We start from the raw sequence: 20,075 nt of genomic DNA on the forward strand, positions 1-20,075 counted from the left end.
TAACATGCATTAAGGAGATGCAAAAGTTAAAACAATCAAAAAACACCTCAAATTCATGTGAATAATGAGGCGTCTTAATTCTTTTTAATTATATTTCATTTTCAGCAACTGGCCCATAGAATGCATCTCTATTATTTAAAAATGCAAAGTAACAATCTCCATAGGACCAATGCCACCATTCAGTTGGATAATTTTCAAAACCAACGTTTTCCATGCAGCTAATTAGTATTTTTCGATTTTCTTTAACCTTATTGCTTATATATGTCGAATATAAGTATGTAAGATTTTCAGGTTCAATGGGTATGTCATTAAATTCTGTTCCCATGTTTACTTCAATACCATCTTTAAGCAATGTAATATCTATTGCTCCCCCAGTTGGATGCCCTGCAACTTTAACTGGTGCTACATATTGACACGTCAAATCATAAATTTCATTATCATTTTTCATTGGATATTGTTTCTTATATTCTTCAAATGCTTCTTCAAAAGATTTTTTCTGCCTAGATAGCGGTCTATAAGCTTCTTTTATTAAAAACTTATATCCATATGGAAGATAGTCAGTTGCTTTTATTAATTTATTGATAACTGACTCCCTTGCATAACAAAACAAATCTGATTTACTTGAAATCTGATTTCTCGTTTCATCAATTAAAATCTTTTCATGCTTGTTTCTTAATGATAATATTCTTTCTTTATTATCAATACACTTTACTTCCTGTATCCTTTTGTCACTTAAAAGTATCATCCATTCTTCCTCCTAATATAAGGTAGATAACCTAATCATCTCCACATTGTATGTTATTATTATAAACATTTCACAATATATGCAGTAGAACCACTGTGTTTATTTTTTGTTTATTCCATGGTTTAAAAATATATATCTCAATATCAGCAACCCTAACATAGCTAGAATCATCAAATTTGAGTGCCATAATACTTATATGAGTTAAATATAAAAAAGTGCTCCATCTTACAAAGATTCGCACTTTTTCAAAAATTAAAATTTAAGATTTTTTATCTACAAAATTACCAATCAAATCATCATCTGTGTTACTCTTAGATGTATTTTGATTATTTTCTTCATGAGAAGATGATTTTTTATCATCAGTATTATTAACGGCTTTCTTATCATTATCATCTTTATTTATTTCAGAAACTTCATTATTTTCATCGTCACTGCTATTAATTGCTTTTAATCCTTTTCCAATATCGTCACTTATTTTCTTCATGTTATCCTTCATATTTGATAAAGCTTCTTCCTGCTTTGTTGTATCTAAACCACGTCCTTTATCCAGCTGTATTTCACTTTCTAATACTTTTGAACTGTCTGTAAGTTTTTGTTTAACAGAATACTGAGTTTTAATACTGTTCAGACTTGTATCAAGAGAAATTAATTTATCACTAGGATTGCTGCTTTTCTTATTTGTACTTGCTGTTGTATTTTCAGCCTGCTTAGTTGTATTTTCGGATTTTAATGCTGTAATCTGCTTTTCTATTTCAGTTACTTGCTCTTGTAAATTTTTAATTAAAGCATCTGTACTATTATCACCAACAATTTTTATATTAGTAGCACTCTTGCTCTTATTAGAACCATCTCTTAACTCTTTCACTTGTTTTTCCAAATTTTCTTTTTCTTCAGTCAATGCTTTAATCTGAGAATCATTAGTTGTTAAAGAAGTTCCTGTATTATTATTGATCAAATTATTGCTAAAGCTTGTTGATGTTGAAAAACTTTTTATATTAGACATAATATATATCACCTCTTATTATAGTTTTTTAATTATATACAAATCAGAATTCCTTTTACAATATATCTAATATAAGGAAATAACCTCATATTTTTATATTCGTATATACAATATGAAACTTGATGCTTTCATACTTAAGAGGTGACTATTCTTATAAAATTTTATTAAGTAATTCAGTTTTCAAATCATATATTAAAAACATCTGAAACGCCTTATAATCTTACTGTTTCTTCTTACTTAACTTTATAACTAGTTTAATTATGACACTTCTATTCTTTAATTCTCTTTGAATTAACACACTGAAATCCATACTTTTTATAAAATTTCACAGCTTTTTCATTCCACTTTAGCACACATAATTTTATAGGTTCTATTTTATTTTTCTGCATATAATTGATTGCAAATAAAAGAAGTTCTTTTCCATATCCATCACCTTGATATTTAGGATTTACAATCAAGTCATCAATTTCATTACCATCAATTACAACAGAACCTATTATTTCATCATTACCAATTAACAAAAAAGTATTTGATTTTTTTTCAGAAAGCTGTCTTCTAGAGTCGCAACAATTGTAAGGAGTTAATTCCAACGCTTTTCTCATTTCATAAAAACATTGCTCATAAATTATCTTATATGAATTATAATATTTATCTTCATAAGTAACAAAATCTATGTTTGAAACAACTGTATTTCCAAAGTATTGCATATGGTAAGCAATAATCTCCACTTTTCTCCTCCTTTTCTTAATTCATAAAGTTTTAACTAATAATATACCATGATATTTTTCACCATAAATGTTTGGAAGAACACCTGATGGTACATACCCCATACTTAAAAACCAATTATATTCTTCCCTATCAATAGCATGTAGTTCTCTTAATTCTTCCCATGGCTGCTTTAATTCTCTGTCATGGCAGGAAAGTCCCCTTGTTCCAATTGTAAATCTTATAATAACAAAGCCTTGTTCTCTTGCCCACTCTTCTGATTTTTCAACTAAAGGTTGCAATTCTTTTCCAATCTCAAAAGCTCCTCCGTTATCATATCCAAGACATTCAATTTCAGCAGTCTTGTAGCAATCATATGCCTTACAAAGTATCCATCCATTAGGCTTGTACTCACTCGAACCACAATACCATCCTATTCCGCTTCCTAATTGTTCATTTGCTCCTTCCACATCCCACCATTCTGGTTTAATATCTGCCATGAATTCAGATACACTAAAAATATTTTTAGAATCAATTTTATAAATTCCCATAACTTTTCCCCCTTAATTTGCAATAAATTACTCTTATGTTACAGCCAATACCTATATTGTACTATAATTGATTTTTTTACAAATTAAAGTTACATATTTCCAGAGAGCTTTTCATAATGTACTCAATCATCTTTGGTAATAATACCTTTTATTTTTTATTTGATGCTATAACTATTTAATCACAGAGCTTCACACTAATAGCCACACCATCACCTATTGGAAGTATTGTACTATAAAGACGCTTATCTGAAAAAATTTTTTCAACATATTCATGTACAGGATCACTAAATTTTTCTGGTATCCCCATTGGTTTAAAAAGAACATCATCAGCAACTATGAATCCATTTTTACGAGTTAAGTTTATACATTTTTCTAGCATCTCACAATATAAAGACTTATCTGAATCCTGTAGAATCATATCAAATGGTCCTTTAATCTCATCAATCACTTTACCGGCATCTCCTAATATCAATTCTACAACTTCCGATAATCCTGCCTCCTCAATATTTCTTTTTGTTGTCTCATATAATTCTTTGTTGTATTCAACTGATATCAATCTTCCTCCATTTTCCTTTAATGCCTGTGCTAACCATACAGTAGAGTATCCAAGGCATGTACCAAATTCTAATACTCTTTTAGCTCCAGTTGACCTTATTAATAATCCCAATAGCTTTCCTGCTTGTATTCCTACAGAGGGCTGAATATCATCTCTTTTTTCATCCTGTCTTAAAATTTCCTCAAGATATTTGTTGTCATTGTTAATAAAGCTTTCGATATACTCTGTTATCTTATTCATAAAATCACCTCAAATTTAATATTTTTTATATTTCCGTGCAAGTTAACAAACATATATTTAATTTGTCTATATATTAATAAACACATTATCACATTTCTTACATTTTTTCAATTTTTTCTTTAATATAAAAAATTTCACTTGCCTGTATACCTCAAACTGACACTGAAGTTCATTGTAAATTGCCTCAAGTATAAATAATTCTATAAAAAAAGCATCTCCCTCGATATTTAGGAAAATGCTTTTATCTAAGTTAAGTACATAACAAAAGTAAAAATTTATGATATTTATTGTAAAACAAACATCCCTCAAACTATCTTAAGCTTGAGGGACTTTGAATTTAAATGTTCACCTTTTCTATATAGTGGCAATTGACATCTATATGATTTAAAAACAATAATAATCTTTCATAAAGTGGATGAACTTTATCACCAAACTTTACTTCTAGACTTTCGCCAATTTCTCTTACATTTTTCTTGCCATCTACATGTAATAATATCCAGCTTCCATATTCATCTAAATTAATTTTTTTATATTCTGGAATCCTGAATTTAAGCTTTCTAAAAAACTTTTGGACCTTGTGATCTTGTTTTACAAGTATAGTCACAATATTATCATTATCTACTTCATACTCTAAATCAGCAGATATTTTATATATTAAATTTAAAACATCTTCATTATTCTTCAGCATTTTTTACCTTACTCTTTAAGATAGGCACTCCAGTAGCTATTACTAAAACTATTAATAGTATAAATGCTATCCCATTAGAAGCAGCAAATCCACTTGGCTCAAATCCACTTATAAGCCCTGTTATCTGGAATATTATACCTACAAGCCCAAGTATAGAACCTCCGGCAACTAATCCTGAAGATAAACTTATACCATTTGAAACCTTAGCATCTTTTTCTTTCTCAGATTTAGAAGTTTTCTCTACAAATAGACGAAGTAATGCTCCTACTAATATTATAGTAGTTGTAGATATAGGTAAATAAAATCCTATAGCAATCGCCATTATAGGAAGATTTAACATAAATAAAACAAGTCCCATAACAACACCTGCAATTACCATTACCCAAGGTAATTGACCTGACATTATACCAGCCGTTAATGTTGACATCAAGTTAGCTTGAGGCAATGCAAACGGAACATTATCACCAGTCATTGAAAGTTGGTTAGAAAGTAATAATATAGTACCAACAACTACTGCAACACCTATTACTCCAGCAATAGCGAAGTATTTTTCCATTTCATTTTTGTCACCACCGATTACAAAAGTAACTTTTTGTGATTGAGAATAACCACCAGCTACAGATATAGCAGTAACAATAAATGTACCAAATAAAAGTAATGATTTATTATGTTCAGGATTTTTCCATCCCATTACAACAAATAGTAATGTTACAACTACTATAGAAGCTATAGTCATACCTGATACAGGAAGATTTGAGGTTCCTATAGTACCAGTTAAACGGCCAGAAACTATAACAAATAGTAATGATAAGAACAATGATAAAATAGAAGCAATAACTGCCATAACTATATTTCCATTAGATGAGATGAAACCACCTACAAAACCTAATATTATACCGCCAAATAATAATATATTTTCAACGGATGAACTCTTCCCACTAGCTGAAGCCTTAGCATTAAGAGTTTCTTTAATTGAAGATATTATGGTAGGAATAAGCTTTATAGCACCTATTATACCACCAGAAAGCATCATTCCAGCTCCGATATATTTTACATAGCTTCCAGCTATACTGTTAACTTGCATGCTGCCTATACCAACACTAGGATTATTCCATACAACTGAACCTTCTTTTGCAAAACTTGCAAAGTAACCTATTAGAGGCATAATAGCAAAGTTAGATAATATAGCCCCTGCAAACATGGTTACAGAAACATCCATACCAACTATAAATCCTATACCTAGTAATAAAGGGTTAACTTCAACTTCAAATTTCCACTTATAGAAACTTTCATTTACATAGCTTATAACATTGTTAACTAAATTCAAAAATGAACCAGTTATAACTGTTATAATACCGCCTATTCCAAAGCCAATTCCCATAAACTTCATTGACTCTCCTGCACCTTCTGAAGCGACAAGAGTTTCAGATATAGCCATTGATTCTGGATACATTAATTTTCCGTGCTCTTCAACAATTAAATAATTGTACACAAGAGAAGCTATTCCAATTCCGAATAGAACTCCAGCTGCCCCAACAGAGAAACCTTCTATAAAACTAACTTTAGAGCCTATTAAAAGAATTGCTGGTAAAACGAATATTACACCACTAGCAACAGATTCTCCACCACTTGACATACCTTGAACTAAGTTTTTACCAAGTATACCTTTTTTCTTGGCAAACGCAGCTATAAACCCAGAGCCTATTATAGAACCTGGTATACCAGCAGCAACTGTAAGACCTGACTTCATACCTGAATAGGCCGTTGATGCTGCAAATAAAACAGCTAAAATAATACCAATTATTAATACTACAACGTTTCCACCCGATTTTGAGCCACCAGAAACGTATGGAACATAGTCCTTACCAACTACACCACCATATGCATCTTTGGATAATTTATTATTCATAAGATGTACCTCCTTTTATTTTCACAACCAATATTATAACATGTTTTTTATATAATACTATCTTTTTCTACCTTTAATTGCCTATTTTTTTCTAAATCATTAAATATTTATATGAAAATATTTAATATTTTCATTTTTATAAAGATATTATAACCAATTTATCAACAAAAAACTCCTCTCTACTTTAATACATTTAATACAAAGGAGTGATATTCTAAATTGGACAAATCATTCACTTTATCTCATAATTATGAACTTCTATATATCTGATTTTGGGCAACAAAAATGCCGTAAATTCAATTGCTGAATAATACGGCATCTCACATTACATTTCCACTTTTTTATTCTAAATTATTTATGGCGTTATACTTTTGTATCTGGCCAAGATAGATTCTATAAAATCAAGGCATTTTTCCTAAGTTCATAGGTTTAAGGGCTGCTTCTATTTCTTCAAGCCCTTTTCCTATACTACTTTCAACAGCTGCTGTTACAGTTCCCTCAACTATAGGACAATCTACTATTTTTATTTTTTCTTTCATGCTTTCTTCTAGGCACTCTATTGCCATTTCAGCATTCATAAAGGCACTACCCAAATCAAAAATAACAACTACACCATCTTCAGAATAAACCTCTTCTATTGCATTTAATATTTTTTCCATGTCAGTACCAATTCTTCCATCAGCTGTTCCTCCAGCTGCTGCTATAGGTACCTGCAATGCCATTTGCCCTGCTAACTCCTTTACACCATCTGCTATGTTTTTGCTATGGGATATTATTACAACTCCTACCATATATATTCTCCTTTCAATGCTATTTTAATGTAGTTCACCATAAAAATATTAATTTAAAGAGCCTCATAAATGGTTTCTAGCATTATTGCAGAAGATGTAGCTCCAGCATCTTGATGTCCTATGCTTCTTTCTCCAACATAACTTGCTCTTCCTTTTTTTGCTATAATCTCTTTTGTATGCTCCACACCTTTATATGCAGCTTCTTTTGCTGTTCTTAAAATCTCTTTTACTTCAAGGCCTTTTTCTATGCCTTCATTTATTGCATTTAATGCTGGTTGTATAGCATCTATCATGGTTTTATCTTCTGCCTGTCCTTTGCCTCTCATTTTTATACCTTCAAGAGCTTCATTTAACATCTTTGCAAAATCATTAATGTCAATTTCTGCTTTACCATTAGCACTCATAGCAGCCTTCATAAAAGCTGTTCCATATAATGGTCCAGAAGCACCACCAACGTTGGATACCAAAGCCATTCCTGCCTTCTTTAATATTACTCCAACATCACTTCCATCATCGTCTTTTAGTTTTTCCATTACTGCTTTAAAACCTTTATTCATATTAAGACCATGATCTCCATCACCAATTGCTGCATCTAGTTCTGATAAATATGATTTATTTTCGTCTATTTTTTCATTTATCTTTCCTAATATTTCTATGACTTTTTTTCCTTGTATGCTCATTTAATTTCATTCCTCTCTATACCTACAATGACTTTCGATGGAGCCATATAAGACTTCATTCTTAAAAATTTCATTTTATATTACTTTAAATCCTGGTGTATTTGCTGGTGCATCCAATAATTCTTTTAATTCACTATCAAGTTTCAATACTGTTATTGAGAAGCCCGCCATTTCAAGAGATGTCATAAATTCACCTACAAAAGTTTTATGAATTTTAACTCCCTTTGCTTGTAATATTTCATTTACCTTTTTATTTACTATATATAACTCCATAAGTGGTGTTGATGATAAACCATTTACCATAACCGCTACTTCTTCTCCACTGTTTAACTCAATATCTTCTAAAATCTTTTCCATTAAATGTTCTGTAATTTCATCTGCTGTTTTTATTTCTTCTCTATGAGTTCCTGGCTCTCCATGGATACCCATACCAATTTCCATTTCAGTTTCTCCTAAAGTGAAATTTGGCTTACCAGCTGCTGGTACAATACAAGAAGAAATAGACATTCCCATACTTCTTACATTTGCTATTACCTTTTCGGCAACTCCTGTAACTTCTTCTAAACTAGCACCTGTTTCAGCTTTTGCACCTGCTATTTTGTGAATAAACACTGTTCCTGCAATTCCTCTTCTTCCTGCTGTATAAGTACTATTTTCTACAGCTACATCATCATTTACTACAACTGTAGCTACATTAATGCCATCCATCTCTGCCATATCTTTTGCCATTTCAAAATTCATGACATCTCCAGTATAATTTTTGATTACAAGCAAAACTCCTTTTCCTGAATCTACAGCTTTTATTGCCTCATATACTTGATCAGGTGTAGGGGATGTAAATACTGCCCCCGCTACTGCTGCATCAAGCATTCCTTTTCCAACATATCCTCCATGAGCTGGCTCATGTCCACTTCCTCCACCACTTACTAAAGCTACTTTTCCTTCAACTGGTGAATCTACTCTAACCAAAACATCTGCATTTTCTAATTTTTTAATATATTCCGGATGTGCTGCCACCATTCCTTTTAGCATATCTTCAACTACAAAATTTGGATCATTAATTATCTTTTTCATAAAATCATTCCTCCATTTTATATATTAGTTATAATAAAATTATGTATACTTACTTAATTAATTATTTATTTATCTTTATACTTTTATACAAAGCAATCTTCATGCCAAAATCCAGGTTTATTATTATAAAATTTTAAAACGTGAGTTTTAGGGCTTTTACAGTCTTAACTCAAGTAAACATTTACAAAAAATCATACTATGAAATTATATTGCTTGGTAAAAAGTATCAAGCTGTTCTTTTTTATCATGATACTTTTTACCAACCTGCTGTGTTTATTCCCAGGTTATCTTCTTTTCTATCCCATATTGCCTGGCTTTTGCACCTACGGTTTTATGAGTAATTCCAAGTACCTTTGCTGCAGCATTATAGCTTCCATACTTCTTAAGTGCTTTTTCTATTATCACTTTTTCATACTCCTTTAATGGTAATATTTCATCTGAATCAATAAGCATATCTATTTCATTGCGTCTTTTACATTTAATTTTAGTACTAGCTACAACAGCATCTTCTCTCATATAAGCTGGAAGATCATTTAAGTCTATTACTCCTGTCTCATTTAAAGTCATTAGCCTCTCTACTAAATTTTCTAATTCCCTTATGTTCCCCGGCCACTTATATTCTAATAAAGCTTCCATTGCATCATTTGTCACCATAGTTATCCTTTTCTTTATCCTTTTACCAATTTTATCTATGAAATGCTCCAATAAAGGTGCTATATCCTGTTTCCTCTCTCTGAGTGGTGGTAAAAATATTGGAATTACATTCAACCTATAATATAAATCCTCTCTAAATTCATTTGACTTTACCATCTCTTCTAAGTTTCTATGAGTAGCTGCAATTATTCTAACATTTATTTTTATAGTTTCTTCTCCACCAATTCTCTGAAACTCTTTTTCTTGAATTACTCTTAAAACTTTAGCCTGCATACTTTTATCCATTTCTCCTATTTCATCTAAAAGTATAGTCCCATTTTGAGCTAATTCGAATTTACCTAACTTCTTTTTTACAGCTCCTGTAAAGGCCCCTTTTTCATATCCGAACAATTCACTTTCTAATAAAGTCTGAGGTATAGCAGCACAATTTACTCTAATAAAAGGTCCATTCGAATTATTACTAGAAAAATGTATTCCCTCTGCAATTAATTCTTTTCCTGTTCCGCTTTCTCCTCGTATTAATACTGTAATATCTGTTTTTGCTGCTTTTAAAGTCGTAGCTAATGCATCGAGTATCTTACCGCTATGCCCTATATATTTTGAAAATGCTGAATCAGGTTTTTTGGTTCTCATAAGCTCTTCCTCTAAATATTCAGCTTTTGCAGAAACCTGATTTAATTTCTCAGATAACTTTTGAACTTCTGTTACATTTTTAACTACAGATACTACTCCTGTTATCTCTTCATCAATTACTATTGGATTCACATTAGAAACTATTATGACACCATTTTCCTTGTAACTTATAGCTCCTATAACACTTTCTCCAGTAGTAAGTACTTTCATTCTTGCCCCATCTTTTGATATTTCTTTAATATTTTTATTTAATACTTCTTCTTCTTTTTTATTTAAAATTCTAAGATAAGCCTTATTTACATAGGTTATATATCCTTCTGCATTTATTACACATATGCCGTCCTGTACAGTTTCTAATATAAGCTGTAGTCTCTCTTTCAATTCCTTTACGGTTCTTAATTCGTCTTTAACCTTTTCTAAATTTGAAATATCATTAAATACTGCTAAAGCACCTTTAGGTTTTTTATCTATTATTATCGGCGTTCTATTTATGAGCAATATTCTATTATTTATTATTTCTTTTACCATTAACTCTGACTCACCAGTTCTATTTATTTCATGAAGATTTATAAACGATATAACTTCATATACTTTTTTACCTATGGCATCACCTGCAGATATCTCCAATATTCTTTCCGCTTCCTCATTGAATATAGAAATTATATCCTGTTCATCTGTTGCAATAATTCCATTTGGTATATTACTAAATACATGTTCTAAGGTTATTGTATTATTATTTATTATGTTATCAACTTGATTTATAGTACTTTTATCTTCTAAATCAAAATCACTTTGCAGAAAATCGCATAATTTATCTAAGGCCTCTTTAGGATCTTCTCCATGAGCTTCTACCGTAATCTTTTCATTTTTCTTTACTTTTAATAAAACCAAAGGCATAAGACTTGTTGCTAAAATCTTCTTTTTATCTTTATAAATAATATAAAAAGTTATGTCATTTTCTTTTTCAAGTTCACTTACCTTATGAACCACCATAGCTAAAACTCTAGCATGTAATCCTTTATCATGTCTTATAACTACATCCTTATACAGTATCAATTTTTTCAACTCCTCATTCTATGTATATTATTTAAAAATATTATCTTAAGTCAAAATTATCACTAAATAACCCTGCTAAAGTTATAATCTATATTTACTTTTATAACATAAATATTATACTAATAAAGTCTTAATTTAAAGTTAATTTAAAAGGTTTTCATTTTAGATTTATTTATTCTTTATGAATATCTTTTCTAAATCCGTCAATACTCCAATAATGAAAACATTATTGTGCCCTAAAAAAATAATAGATAGTTTTGTTTTTACACATAACTATCTATTACTTTATGCCTAATTGCTAATCAAAGTTAGAACAAAAAATTTATTTCATTTATAATCTTTTTTAAACTTATCATTAACCTATTTTAACTAAAAAAAGTAAGCACAGTTTTCATTTTATAAATTGTGCTCACCTTTTATCTAAATTAATCCTACTTATTAAGTCCACTTACTTTCAGTATAATATAAATTATGAGATTCTAACTTAATGTTCCTACAAATGTTGTTACACTTTGTGCTGGAAGTGTTGCTGTAAAGCTTCCGTTAGATATACTTATATCAGTACCTTTAGCCATGTTTGACGATGATGAAGTTACATATGGCGATACACTAGAAGTTTTTCCACCTTGTATATTGAAACTTTGGCTTACACTAGATGCTCCTTGATTGATTGCAACAATGACTACTTTATTATCTCCTGTATATGCTGATATATAGATGTTTGATTGTGGATTACTTGCAGCATCAACCCTATAGTAGCCTGGACGAATGAATTTTGAGAACTGTCCAAGAACATATGTCCTTTTTTGTACCTGACCTGCTTTATTATATAAGCCATTACTATCACTAATTACCCACCACCATACATAGGCGTTCATATTTCCAATTGTCATACAATCATTAATTTCTTTAGCAGTGCTCATACATCCACTTATACTTTGATCATTTAGAAGATGTTCTGTCATCCATAATTCTTTTCCTTTATTACGTGCCAAAGAGTAATCCTTAATAGTAGCTCCATATAAATGTTCTCCAATAATAGACACCTTAGAAGTAGCATTAGAATCATTAAGAGTTGAATCTGACATAGAAGTACTATAGTTACAAGATTCAGGCATAATTATTTTAGTAGTACCAGAAATTGTAGACCCATTGTTTTTTAGAAAATCGCGAAATTGATCTGCTGTCCAAGTACATCCTTCATAATCCGGATCATAATCCGGTTCATTTTGAAGAGATATTGCATACAAAGGTGCTCCATTATTAGCAAAATAAGTTGCAAAAGCTTTTAAATAAGCTGCATAATCAGCATAAGAAGAAGTCTTTAGTGAACCATGAATAGTTGAATTATTAGTCTTCATTGAAGCTGGTGGTGTCCATGGAGTTGCAAAAACAATAGCGCCTCTTGAAACTGCCTTTTTTGCATTTGAAAGTTCATCTGCCCATGCACTATAATCTCCATTCTTCCAATTTTCATTTGGAGCAATACGTACTCTTAAAATACTGAGTCCAGCAGTATTATAAAGAGTATTCATATAAGAATCGCTAAGTGCTCCGCACCATACGCTAGCTGCACCAAATCCTCGAATAAGCTGCTGTTTAGATGATAAGTTTATTGTATCACTAGCAGCAGCTGCCGCATTAGCTGGCATGGAAAACCCTGCAAAGGGTAAGCATGTTATGGAAAGTGTCAATAAGGATAATAGTATTTTTTTTACTTTCTTGTTCATTTTAATCTCTCCTTTATCTATATAATTTCTTGAATTTATTTAATTTTTTGTTTAAAACACAGTTTACTATAAATTATTTATTGTACATCAGTAATCATTTCCAATTCACCTTAATTAGTAAATTGCCAATAATCCATATTAAATAAGTTGCTAGTACTATTTCCAGTAAACTTAAAGAAAATGTTATGAACGCCACTAACACCATTTACATTACAAGACATTTCTTTCCACTGTTGTACTCCACCTGTAGCACTTACATTAAGGGTACCTATAAGAGTTCCATCTAAACTATCCAAATGTATTTCTATATTTCCACCCACTGTTGATGCAACATTTGCTTTAAAAGTTTTAGCACCTTGACCAAAGTCAGCATTTGATACTGCAAGCCAATCTCCATTATTTATACTTGTAACATCAAGATTAATGCTACTCACCATGCTGCCTGGTGCCTGACTTTGCTCTGTTGAAATACCGCCATTCCATCCAATAGTTTCAGCTTCCGTCCTCTTATATGGATTAAGATTTGCAACTTGTGACACTCCCTTCATATCTGCTTGCACACTCTGTATAAGTCCATTTCCATCATATTGAAGTTTATTGATATGAGGAGAACGATATCCTTTTGTAATTCCCATAGCTTTTCCAAGAGTTTGCGCATGATATGTTACATACCATTGGTTATTAAATTGAAAAACAGCATGATGGTTATTTCCACCTACTCCAAAAAAAGTTCCTGGATTTTTAAGAAAAGTACCTTTATAAGTAAATGGTCCCATAGGATTATCACTTACCATATAAGCAATTTCCCCTTGAGGTGGAGTTCCTGTTGGATGTGTACCTGAAAAATTAGAACAATATGAATAATAGTATTTACCATTATATTTGTGTATACCTGAATCTTCGAACATAAATGGAGCATCTATCATTGCTGCACTTCCATCTGTATGAATCATATCACTATTTAGTTTTATAACTCTGCTTGTTTGCGGATTTGCAATTTGATTCTGAGTTGGATTGTCTCCTCCTGGTATTCCTCCACCGAAATATATATAACCTGCTCCATTATCATCAACTAATACTGCTGGATCAAAAAGCCATACAACACCATTAGCTCCAGGAGTGTTGCTTGTAATCATAGCTTTTCCAAGAGGGTCTGTCCATGGTCCAATAGGACTATCTGCTGTAAGAACACCAATACCCGATCCATTGTTAGCAAAATAAAGAAAGAATTTATCCTTGCCATTTACAACTTTGTGTGTAACTGTTGGTGCCCAAGAGTTAGTTGCCCATTTTGCTATTCCACTTGCTCCTGCGACTGGAATTTCACCATAATCTGTCCAATTTACCATGTCATCAGATGAAATAACAGTTATTTTATTTATTTTACTATAGCTAATATCAGAAACATTTCCGCTATTATCATATTGAAGGTAATCATTTGTCATGTAGACGTATACTCTGCCGTTATAAACCATAGCAAATGGATCTGCCCCAAACTTGTGCGAAATAAGTGGATTAGAATATCCAGGAATTTTTGCAAGGGCACTTGTGCTAGCAGTTGATACTGCCTGCTCTGTGGTAATTGATATTGGCAATTCTTTATCTGTACTTGCACTTACTATAGTTGTATTCAGTGTAGGTACAAACAATACTGTAGAAGTTAATAAAAGTGTAGTTAATCTTTTAAGCATATTTATAATTTCCCTCCTTACACAAAATAATATTTTCCTTCATTTACAATAATATTTCATCTTAATATAAAATCACCTCCAATCCTAACTTACATTCTCATACTACAGATTTCATTTATAGTGTTTTATTATTATCTCCCCTTTAAATTTTCTCCTTTTACTTGAAAATACTACAAAAATATTCATCAAACAATATTTTTTCCTATGTTACATAATAAGTTCCCGAAACAAATAAAATCCTATTTTTAAACGTTTACGCAAATATGTCATGTTTTTATGCACAACCACTTGTCCTCATGTTTTCAGCATTATATGATAAAGAAAAATCAAAATTATTTATAGGGGTGATATTTATGTTAAAGCTCAAAATTATTAAAATATGTACTGTAGTTTTATCATTAGGTCTTTTGTTCTCATTTACTGTTTCACAAAATGCCAATGCCGCAATGTCTCATAGCAAATTTTGTGGAAATATTATGAGCACTTATGTTCCATCAGATTTTGATACTTATTGGAATCAAGTTACACCAGAAAATGCAACTAAATGGGGTAGTGTTGAATCTACTCGTGGTAACATGAATTGGAGCAATGCAGACCTTATTTACAATCATGCCAAAAGTAAAGGTTACCCATTCAAATTTCATAACCTAGTATGGGGAAGCCAAGAACCTTCTTGGATTTCTGGACTTTCTGCCGCTGATCAAAAAGCTGAAGTACAAAAATGGATCCAAAGCGCTGGTAAGAAGTATCCAAATGCAGATTTTGTTGATGTTGTAAATGAACCTTTGCACACACAGCCTTCTTATAAAAATGCACTAGGTGGAGCTGGCTCCACAGGCTGGGATTGGATTGTATGGTCGTTCCAACAGGCAAGGCAAGCTTTTCCAAATTCAAAATTACTTATTAATGAATATGGAATAATCGGTGATACAAATGCAGCAAATAATTATGTTAAAATCATAAATATCCTAAAAAGCAAAGGTCTTATAGATGGAATTGGAATACAATGCCATCAATTTAATATGGATAATGTATCAGTAGGAACCATGAACTCAGTTTTAAACATTTTATCTTCGACCGGCCTTCCAATATATGTATCAGAACTTGATATGACTGGTGATGATGCTACACAACTTGCAAGATATAAAGAAAAATTTCCAGTTTTATGGGAAAATTCAAATGTTAAGGGAGTAACATTGTGGGGATACAAACAAGGAGAGACTTGGGTAAATAATACACATTTAATTACATCTTCTGGTCAGGAACGTCCTGCACTTACATGGTTAAAATCATATCTATCAACTCATTAAAAAACAGGAAATTTGCCTCCTTATTTTAAATCTAAATATAAAAGCACAATGCTGGTAGTAACGCTATTATTGTTTACTCCCAGCATTGATTATATGATTTGTTAAACCATATTACTTTTATCTAGTCCATTTTCTACAAGAATAGCATATAATGTACCATCTGCCCTCATCTCATTAATTTTTTCATTAAAAGCACTTAATAGTGTTACATCGTTTTTCCTAACTGCTATTCCTACATTTCCATATATTTCAGGTGAATAATCTTTTAAAATTCGTACACGAAGATTTGGATCTTTTAATAATGAATATTTTACAATAACTGAATCAGCTATGCCAGCATCAATCTTTTTATCATTTAAAGCATTTAATAATTCAGAGGTATTTTTAAATATCACAATATCTCTTATCTGATTATCATTTTTCCATTTTTCAGCTAACTCTACAAACACTGTTCCCTTTTCTACCCCAACTACTGCATTTTTTAAATCATCTTTAAAATTAATTGTTGAAAATGTTGGTACTATAATAACTTCAGATCCTTTATATAATGGCTGCGTAAATGATACCACCTCTTCTCTCTTTGGAGTTATATATATTCCACCATCTGCAATATCCACACTGTCATCGGTGTTTAATATTTCTAATAAATCTGAAAATAATACCTGCTTCATTTCAATTTTTTCAATCCCAAGCCGCTTTGATATTTCAACTATTATATCTGCGTCAATTCCACTTAACTTACCAGTTTGAGTATCTCTATAAAAATATGAAATATCATTTAATGGTGTATCAACATTTATTACTCCTTTCTCTTTTATTTTCTGCAATCTATCCTTCTCTATTGATCTATTTATTACTGCTGCTTCACTATCATCTGCTATAGCAGTACTTCCAAGCATTATTACTATAAAATTTACAGCAATAATCAATATTGATAATTTTTTTAATATTTTTTTCATATACCTCTCCTCTAAGATTTATTATTAATCTATAAACTTTATAATTTAATTTTCATATAATATCCTTCTGCCTAATATAAAATAGAGCAATAGTTTCACTCATACTACTGCTATTTTGCTATAAAATATTAGTTTTTAAACATTAATCATTGAACTTAGTAAATAATTAATTCATGAATACTATTCAATATTAAGTTATATTTAACCTTAAGTTCAAACATAGTCAATCTAAAAAATGCAGCCAAGTAACTGGCTGCATCCGTATTAAAAAATATTATTAGGACATCAATATTAATAAGTTATAATGGATATGTTGATATCCTTATTAAAGCAATATAATATGATAAATTAATCCATAGCACTTTTATTGTTCTTATACATTTTGAATGCAATTAACAAATACTTTAGATTTTGTTACCAATAAAGTTTAAAATAAACATATAGGTAATTAGCCTCGATATAACTGAACTACTTCATTTTTATGCATTTAGTTTTTCACATATATCACGTAGCCTTTTGAAAATTTCTTTGTTGGAAGCCATAAGATTTTCAGAAATCTTACCACCATTTTTTGATAATGAAACTCTAAAAAAATGTATTGTACTTTTTATGTCTTTTGCTTTAAAGGTAACTAAGCTCATTAAAACGTCAAAATCAGCATCGTCTGGGAACTTGGATACAGCTTCAGAATATGCTCTGAAAGCCATACCTAATATGTACGATGTTTCCATCCCAGAATTGTCCATATTTAAATAGATACTCAACCATTGCTTGTAACCCTCACAGGCACGCTCCGGCCAAATAGATCCATCACTGTTTTTCATTGCTTCAAAAAAATACCTTTCAGCTTCATTGTATCGCCCTTCAAACATCAATGCTTCAGCCGCAAAAAGTTTAAGCTTTGCGGAGTCCGGAGATTTTTCAAGAGCTTTTTTAGCAATCTCAAAATTTCGCCTGCCCTTTACTTCTTTACTGTTGTCCTCAGACCATATGTAACCTGTATGATATATTGCTGGTGTATCTTTTATTGGATAGACTTTTAAATAACCACCTGATAAGGGCACGGCTTGCAGCTGCTCATGCAACACTCCAACATAACGTAAGTATGGAACATTCCTAAATATACGCACTTGCCTTGAAACGTTATTATCTGCTAAATTTACCCATGGGGTTTCAACGACATTATAATATCTTTTCTTATCTTTTTCAGTAACATAATTTCCGTCAATTTTTTCAATAAGTGGTCGCAGAAGCTGTATATCTTCATCTTTAAAATATTCGTCCGCATCAAGGAAAAATATCCAGTCACCAGTACACTTTGATATAGCAAAATTTCTAGCAGCAGAAAAATCATCTATCCATTGAAAATGTATGACTTTTGCTCCTAGTTTTTCTGCAATAGCCACTGTATTATCGCTTGAACCGGTATCGACTACTATCTGCTCATCGAAAATATCTTTTCCCCAACTTAAAGCGCGCGGTAAATTTAGTTCCTCATTTTTTACTATTAAACATTGTGTAAACTTCAACATATATCTTCTCCCATCTAATTAGGATAATCTTAATCTATACGACATAAAAATATTATAGTCTGCATCCATAGGAAAGTAAATAAATAGTATTGCTGTTAATTTTACAGATGTTTTTTGATATATAATTGGTCGTATTATTAAGCAAAAAATAAAAGACCAGCTAATTATAAGTTTTTTTCATAGCTAGTCTTCCTTATTTGTGTATGAAAGAGTCTCACTTCATACCCTGAAACATGTGCTCATAATCAATTGGATTTTCCTTTGCTGTAAGAACTTCTGGACTTAGGCAATAAACTGAAACAGGCATATTATCAAAAGCTGATTTATATTTTTCAACAAATTGTTTAGCCATAGGGAGTTTAAATAAATTAGGTGTGAATTTTTCCACTAACTTTGATAGCACCTGAGTTTTTTCATCTAAATCCTTAACTAAAGTCACCTTTCCAATAATAACAATACTAAAATATGAAGTGTCACATTTACATGGAATAGAATCTACAACCGTTCCAAATTCTTCAAAAACAGTAAAGCATACAGATGGTTTTGCTTCCATAAGCCTGTTCTTTTTCCCTGTTCCCATTCCATGTATATAAATCTTTTCATTTAAATATATATAATTTACAGGTACTGCATATGGTTTTCCTTCTTCATCGCACATACTCAAGATACCGACTCTTTTTTCCTTCATAAAGTTATTAATTTTATTTTTATCCTCACAAATTCTTTGAGTATACCTTATTGTTTCCATTATAATTACTCCTTTTTAATGGATTTTCATAGGAAATCTCTGCATAATTAACTTTAATTCTTATACTTACTCTATTTATAGTGCAGATTCCCCTATATCACCTGTTCTAATTCTATAGACTTCGCCAATTGGGAGTATAAATATCTTTCCATCTCCAGGATTTCCAGTTGAATTTATTTCCATTATGGTATCTATAACTTTTTTCACATCACTATCTTGAACTACTAATATAATTAAGCGTTTAGGCACTAGCCTATGTCCTTCAGAGCTTGCTTCATAAAGTTCTGGAATCTCTCTAGCTGCCTCAATAGGTGTCATTGCAAGCTTAAAATCTACTTTCTTCTTTCCCCTGCCTAAAACGTCTCTACAAGTCATTGACGGAAATCCTGCTTTTAAGAGAGCGTTTTTAGTTTTACTTATCTCTTTTACACGGATAATTGCCATTACTTCTTTCACAAAGCTTCACCTTCCTTATAAACCTTTACTGTTAGAGCTGATTGTGTATGCTTCCTTAACAGGGCTCACAAAAATTTTTCCATCACCAAATGCACCTTTTTCACCTGTTTTAGCTATTTTCATAATAATATTAATTATCTTTTCCTTATCTTCATCACTGGCAATAATTAGCAGCATTTCTTTGGGGATTTCATCGTAAAGAACATCTCCATACATAAATCCTTTTTGTTGACCTCTCCCAACCACATCAATCTTGGTGACAGATGGAAAACCGGCTAAATTTAATTCTTGCACTACATCTGTTAATTTCTCATTTCTGATAATTGCTCTTATCATTAACATAAATAATTTACACTGCCTCCAG

General features: G+C 31.1%; 19 protein-coding genes. 1 reads left to right on the top strand and 18 read right to left on the bottom strand.

The genetic code is table 11. The features are described from left to right. Positions 1–88: 88 nt before the first annotated feature. The 13 genes from CLOBL_RS10755 to CLOBL_RS10815 form a co-directional block, all read right to left on the bottom strand. A complete protein-coding gene (locus tag CLOBL_RS10755) occupies positions 89–745 on the bottom strand; it encodes a M15 family metallopeptidase (RefSeq protein ID WP_077859030.1) in 657 nt (218 codons plus the stop codon). Positions 746–1,004: 259 nt separating this feature from the next. Further along, a complete protein-coding gene (locus CLOBL_RS10760) occupies positions 1,005–1,748 on the bottom strand; it encodes a FlxA-like family protein (RefSeq protein ID WP_077859031.1) in 744 nt (247 codons plus the stop codon). Positions 1,749–2,017: 269 nt separating this feature from the next. Next, positions 2,018–2,476, bottom strand: a complete 459-nt coding sequence (locus CLOBL_RS10765; RefSeq protein WP_077859032.1) for a GNAT family N-acetyltransferase — start codon at positions 2,474–2,476, stop codon at positions 2,018–2,020. A 21-nt stretch (positions 2,477–2,497) separates the two neighbouring features. Next, positions 2,498–3,004: a hypothetical protein gene (locus CLOBL_RS10770; protein ID WP_077859033.1), complete on the bottom strand. Its 507-nt coding sequence runs from the start codon at positions 3,002–3,004 to the stop codon at positions 2,498–2,500. Positions 3,005–3,179: 175 nt separating this feature from the next. Then, entirely contained in the window at positions 3,180–3,800 is a 621-nt protein-coding gene (locus tag CLOBL_RS10775; RefSeq protein ID WP_077859034.1) for an O-methyltransferase, read from the bottom strand. Positions 3,801–4,137: 337 nt separating this feature from the next. Next, positions 4,138–4,488 (bottom strand): PqqD family peptide modification chaperone, encoded by a 351-nt coding sequence (locus CLOBL_RS10780; RefSeq protein ID WP_077859035.1) that lies wholly within the window; start codon positions 4,486–4,488, stop codon positions 4,138–4,140. Beyond that, positions 4,475–6,397 (bottom strand): oligopeptide transporter, OPT family, encoded by a 1,923-nt coding sequence (locus tag CLOBL_RS10785; protein WP_077859036.1) that lies wholly within the window; start codon positions 6,395–6,397, stop codon positions 4,475–4,477. The genes CLOBL_RS10780 and CLOBL_RS10785 overlap by 14 nt, the downstream gene beginning before the upstream one ends. Positions 6,398–6,798: 401 nt before the next feature. Then, on the bottom strand, positions 6,799–7,188 hold the full coding sequence (gene dhaM / locus CLOBL_RS10790; protein WP_077859037.1) for a dihydroxyacetone kinase phosphoryl donor subunit DhaM: 390 nt from the start codon (positions 7,186–7,188) through the stop codon (positions 6,799–6,801). A gap of 53 nt (positions 7,189–7,241) precedes the next feature. Beyond that, the gene (gene dhaL / locus CLOBL_RS10795) at positions 7,242–7,868 is read right to left on the bottom strand and encodes a dihydroxyacetone kinase subunit DhaL (RefSeq protein WP_077859038.1); all 627 of its coding nucleotides are present in this window, start codon (positions 7,866–7,868) and stop codon (positions 7,242–7,244) included. Positions 7,869–7,943: 75 nt separating this feature from the next. Beyond that, on the bottom strand, positions 7,944–8,942 hold the full coding sequence (gene dhaK, locus CLOBL_RS10800; protein WP_077859039.1) for a dihydroxyacetone kinase subunit DhaK: 999 nt from the start codon (positions 8,940–8,942) through the stop codon (positions 7,944–7,946). 273 nt (positions 8,943–9,215) lie between these two features. Further along, positions 9,216–11,285 carry a sigma 54-interacting transcriptional regulator gene (locus CLOBL_RS10805; protein ID WP_077859040.1) on the bottom strand — a complete coding sequence of 690 codons (2,070 nt, stop codon included), beginning with the start codon at positions 11,283–11,285 and terminating at the stop codon, positions 9,216–9,218. A 479-nt stretch (positions 11,286–11,764) separates the two neighbouring features. Further along, positions 11,765–13,015, bottom strand: a complete 1,251-nt coding sequence (locus CLOBL_RS10810) for a glucuronoxylanase XynC (protein ID WP_077859041.1) — start codon at positions 13,013–13,015, stop codon at positions 11,765–11,767. A gap of 110 nt (positions 13,016–13,125) precedes the next feature. Next, positions 13,126–14,706 (bottom strand): glycoside hydrolase family 43 protein, encoded by a 1,581-nt coding sequence (locus CLOBL_RS10815; RefSeq protein WP_077859042.1) that lies wholly within the window; start codon positions 14,704–14,706, stop codon positions 13,126–13,128. Between the two features lie 353 nt (positions 14,707–15,059). Here CLOBL_RS10815 and CLOBL_RS10820 point away from each other — a divergent pair, with 353 nt between their 5' ends. Then, complete coding sequence (locus tag CLOBL_RS10820) at positions 15,060–16,016, top strand: endo-1,4-beta-xylanase (protein ID WP_077859043.1); 957 nt, start codon at positions 15,060–15,062, stop codon at positions 16,014–16,016. A 101-nt stretch (positions 16,017–16,117) separates the two neighbouring features. On the opposite strand, the gene CLOBL_RS10825 is transcribed toward CLOBL_RS10820, so the two are convergent. The 5 genes from CLOBL_RS10825 to CLOBL_RS10845 all read right to left on the bottom strand — a co-directional run bounded on the left by CLOBL_RS10825 (position 16,118) and on the right by CLOBL_RS10845 (position 20,053). Then, positions 16,118–16,975: an ABC transporter substrate-binding protein gene (locus CLOBL_RS10825; RefSeq protein ID WP_077859044.1), complete on the bottom strand. Its 858-nt coding sequence runs from the start codon at positions 16,973–16,975 to the stop codon at positions 16,118–16,120. A 479-nt stretch (positions 16,976–17,454) separates the two neighbouring features. Continuing rightward, on the bottom strand, positions 17,455–18,507 hold the full coding sequence (locus tag CLOBL_RS10830; RefSeq protein WP_077859045.1) for a glycosyltransferase family 2 protein: 1,053 nt from the start codon (positions 18,505–18,507) through the stop codon (positions 17,455–17,457). A 214-nt stretch (positions 18,508–18,721) separates the two neighbouring features. Beyond that, positions 18,722–19,255, bottom strand: a complete 534-nt coding sequence (locus tag CLOBL_RS10835) for a pyridoxamine 5'-phosphate oxidase family protein (protein WP_077859046.1) — start codon at positions 19,253–19,255, stop codon at positions 18,722–18,724. A 75-nt stretch (positions 19,256–19,330) separates the two neighbouring features. Beyond that, positions 19,331–19,711: a P-II family nitrogen regulator gene (locus tag CLOBL_RS10840; protein WP_077859047.1), complete on the bottom strand. Its 381-nt coding sequence runs from the start codon at positions 19,709–19,711 to the stop codon at positions 19,331–19,333. Positions 19,712–19,726: 15 nt separating this feature from the next. Then, a complete protein-coding gene (locus CLOBL_RS10845; RefSeq protein ID WP_077859048.1) occupies positions 19,727–20,053 on the bottom strand; it encodes a P-II family nitrogen regulator in 327 nt (108 codons plus the stop codon). Positions 20,054–20,075: the final 22 nt, after the last annotated feature.

The sequence above is a fragment of the Clostridium sp. BL-8 genome (assembly GCF_002006495.1).
In the GTDB taxonomy this organism is placed as follows: domain Bacteria; phylum Bacillota; class Clostridia; order Clostridiales; family Clostridiaceae; genus Clostridium.

Excerpts from the sequence above, each read along its gene's own strand:
- CLOBL_RS10755 (WP_077859030.1), bottom strand. The coding sequence starts at position 745 with ATGATACTTTTAAGTGACAAAAGGATACAGGAAGTAAAGTGTATTGAT.
- CLOBL_RS10760 (WP_077859031.1), bottom strand. The coding sequence starts at position 1,748 with ATGTCTAATATAAAAAGTTTTTCAACATCAACAAGCTTTAGCAATAAT.
- CLOBL_RS10770 (WP_077859033.1), bottom strand. The coding sequence starts at position 3,004 with ATGGGAATTTATAAAATTGATTCTAAAAATATTTTTAGTGTATCTGAA.
- CLOBL_RS10775 (WP_077859034.1), bottom strand. The coding sequence starts at position 3,800 with ATGAATAAGATAACAGAGTATATCGAAAGCTTTATTAACAATGACAAC.
- CLOBL_RS10780 (WP_077859035.1), bottom strand. The coding sequence starts at position 4,488 with ATGCTGAAGAATAATGAAGATGTTTTAAATTTAATATATAAAATATCT.
- CLOBL_RS10785 (WP_077859036.1), bottom strand. The coding sequence starts at position 6,397 with ATGAATAATAAATTATCCAAAGATGCATATGGTGGTGTAGTTGGTAAG.
- dhaM (WP_077859037.1), bottom strand. The coding sequence starts at position 7,188 with ATGGTAGGAGTTGTAATAATATCCCATAGCAAAAACATAGCAGATGGT.
- dhaL (WP_077859038.1), bottom strand. The coding sequence starts at position 7,868 with ATGAGCATACAAGGAAAAAAAGTCATAGAAATATTAGGAAAGATAAAT.
- dhaK (WP_077859039.1), bottom strand. The coding sequence starts at position 8,942 with ATGAAAAAGATAATTAATGATCCAAATTTTGTAGTTGAAGATATGCTA.
- CLOBL_RS10810 (WP_077859041.1), bottom strand. The coding sequence starts at position 13,015 with ATGAACAAGAAAGTAAAAAAAATACTATTATCCTTATTGACACTTTCC.
- CLOBL_RS10815 (WP_077859042.1), bottom strand. The coding sequence starts at position 14,706 with ATGCTTAAAAGATTAACTACACTTTTATTAACTTCTACAGTATTGTTT.
- CLOBL_RS10820 (WP_077859043.1), top strand. The coding sequence starts at position 15,060 with ATGTTAAAGCTCAAAATTATTAAAATATGTACTGTAGTTTTATCATTA.
- CLOBL_RS10825 (WP_077859044.1), bottom strand. The coding sequence starts at position 16,975 with ATGAAAAAAATATTAAAAAAATTATCAATATTGATTATTGCTGTAAAT.
- CLOBL_RS10830 (WP_077859045.1), bottom strand. The coding sequence starts at position 18,507 with ATGTTGAAGTTTACACAATGTTTAATAGTAAAAAATGAGGAACTAAAT.
- CLOBL_RS10835 (WP_077859046.1), bottom strand. The coding sequence starts at position 19,255 with ATGGAAACAATAAGGTATACTCAAAGAATTTGTGAGGATAAAAATAAA.
- CLOBL_RS10845 (WP_077859048.1), bottom strand. The coding sequence starts at position 20,053 with ATGTTAATGATAAGAGCAATTATCAGAAATGAGAAATTAACAGATGTA.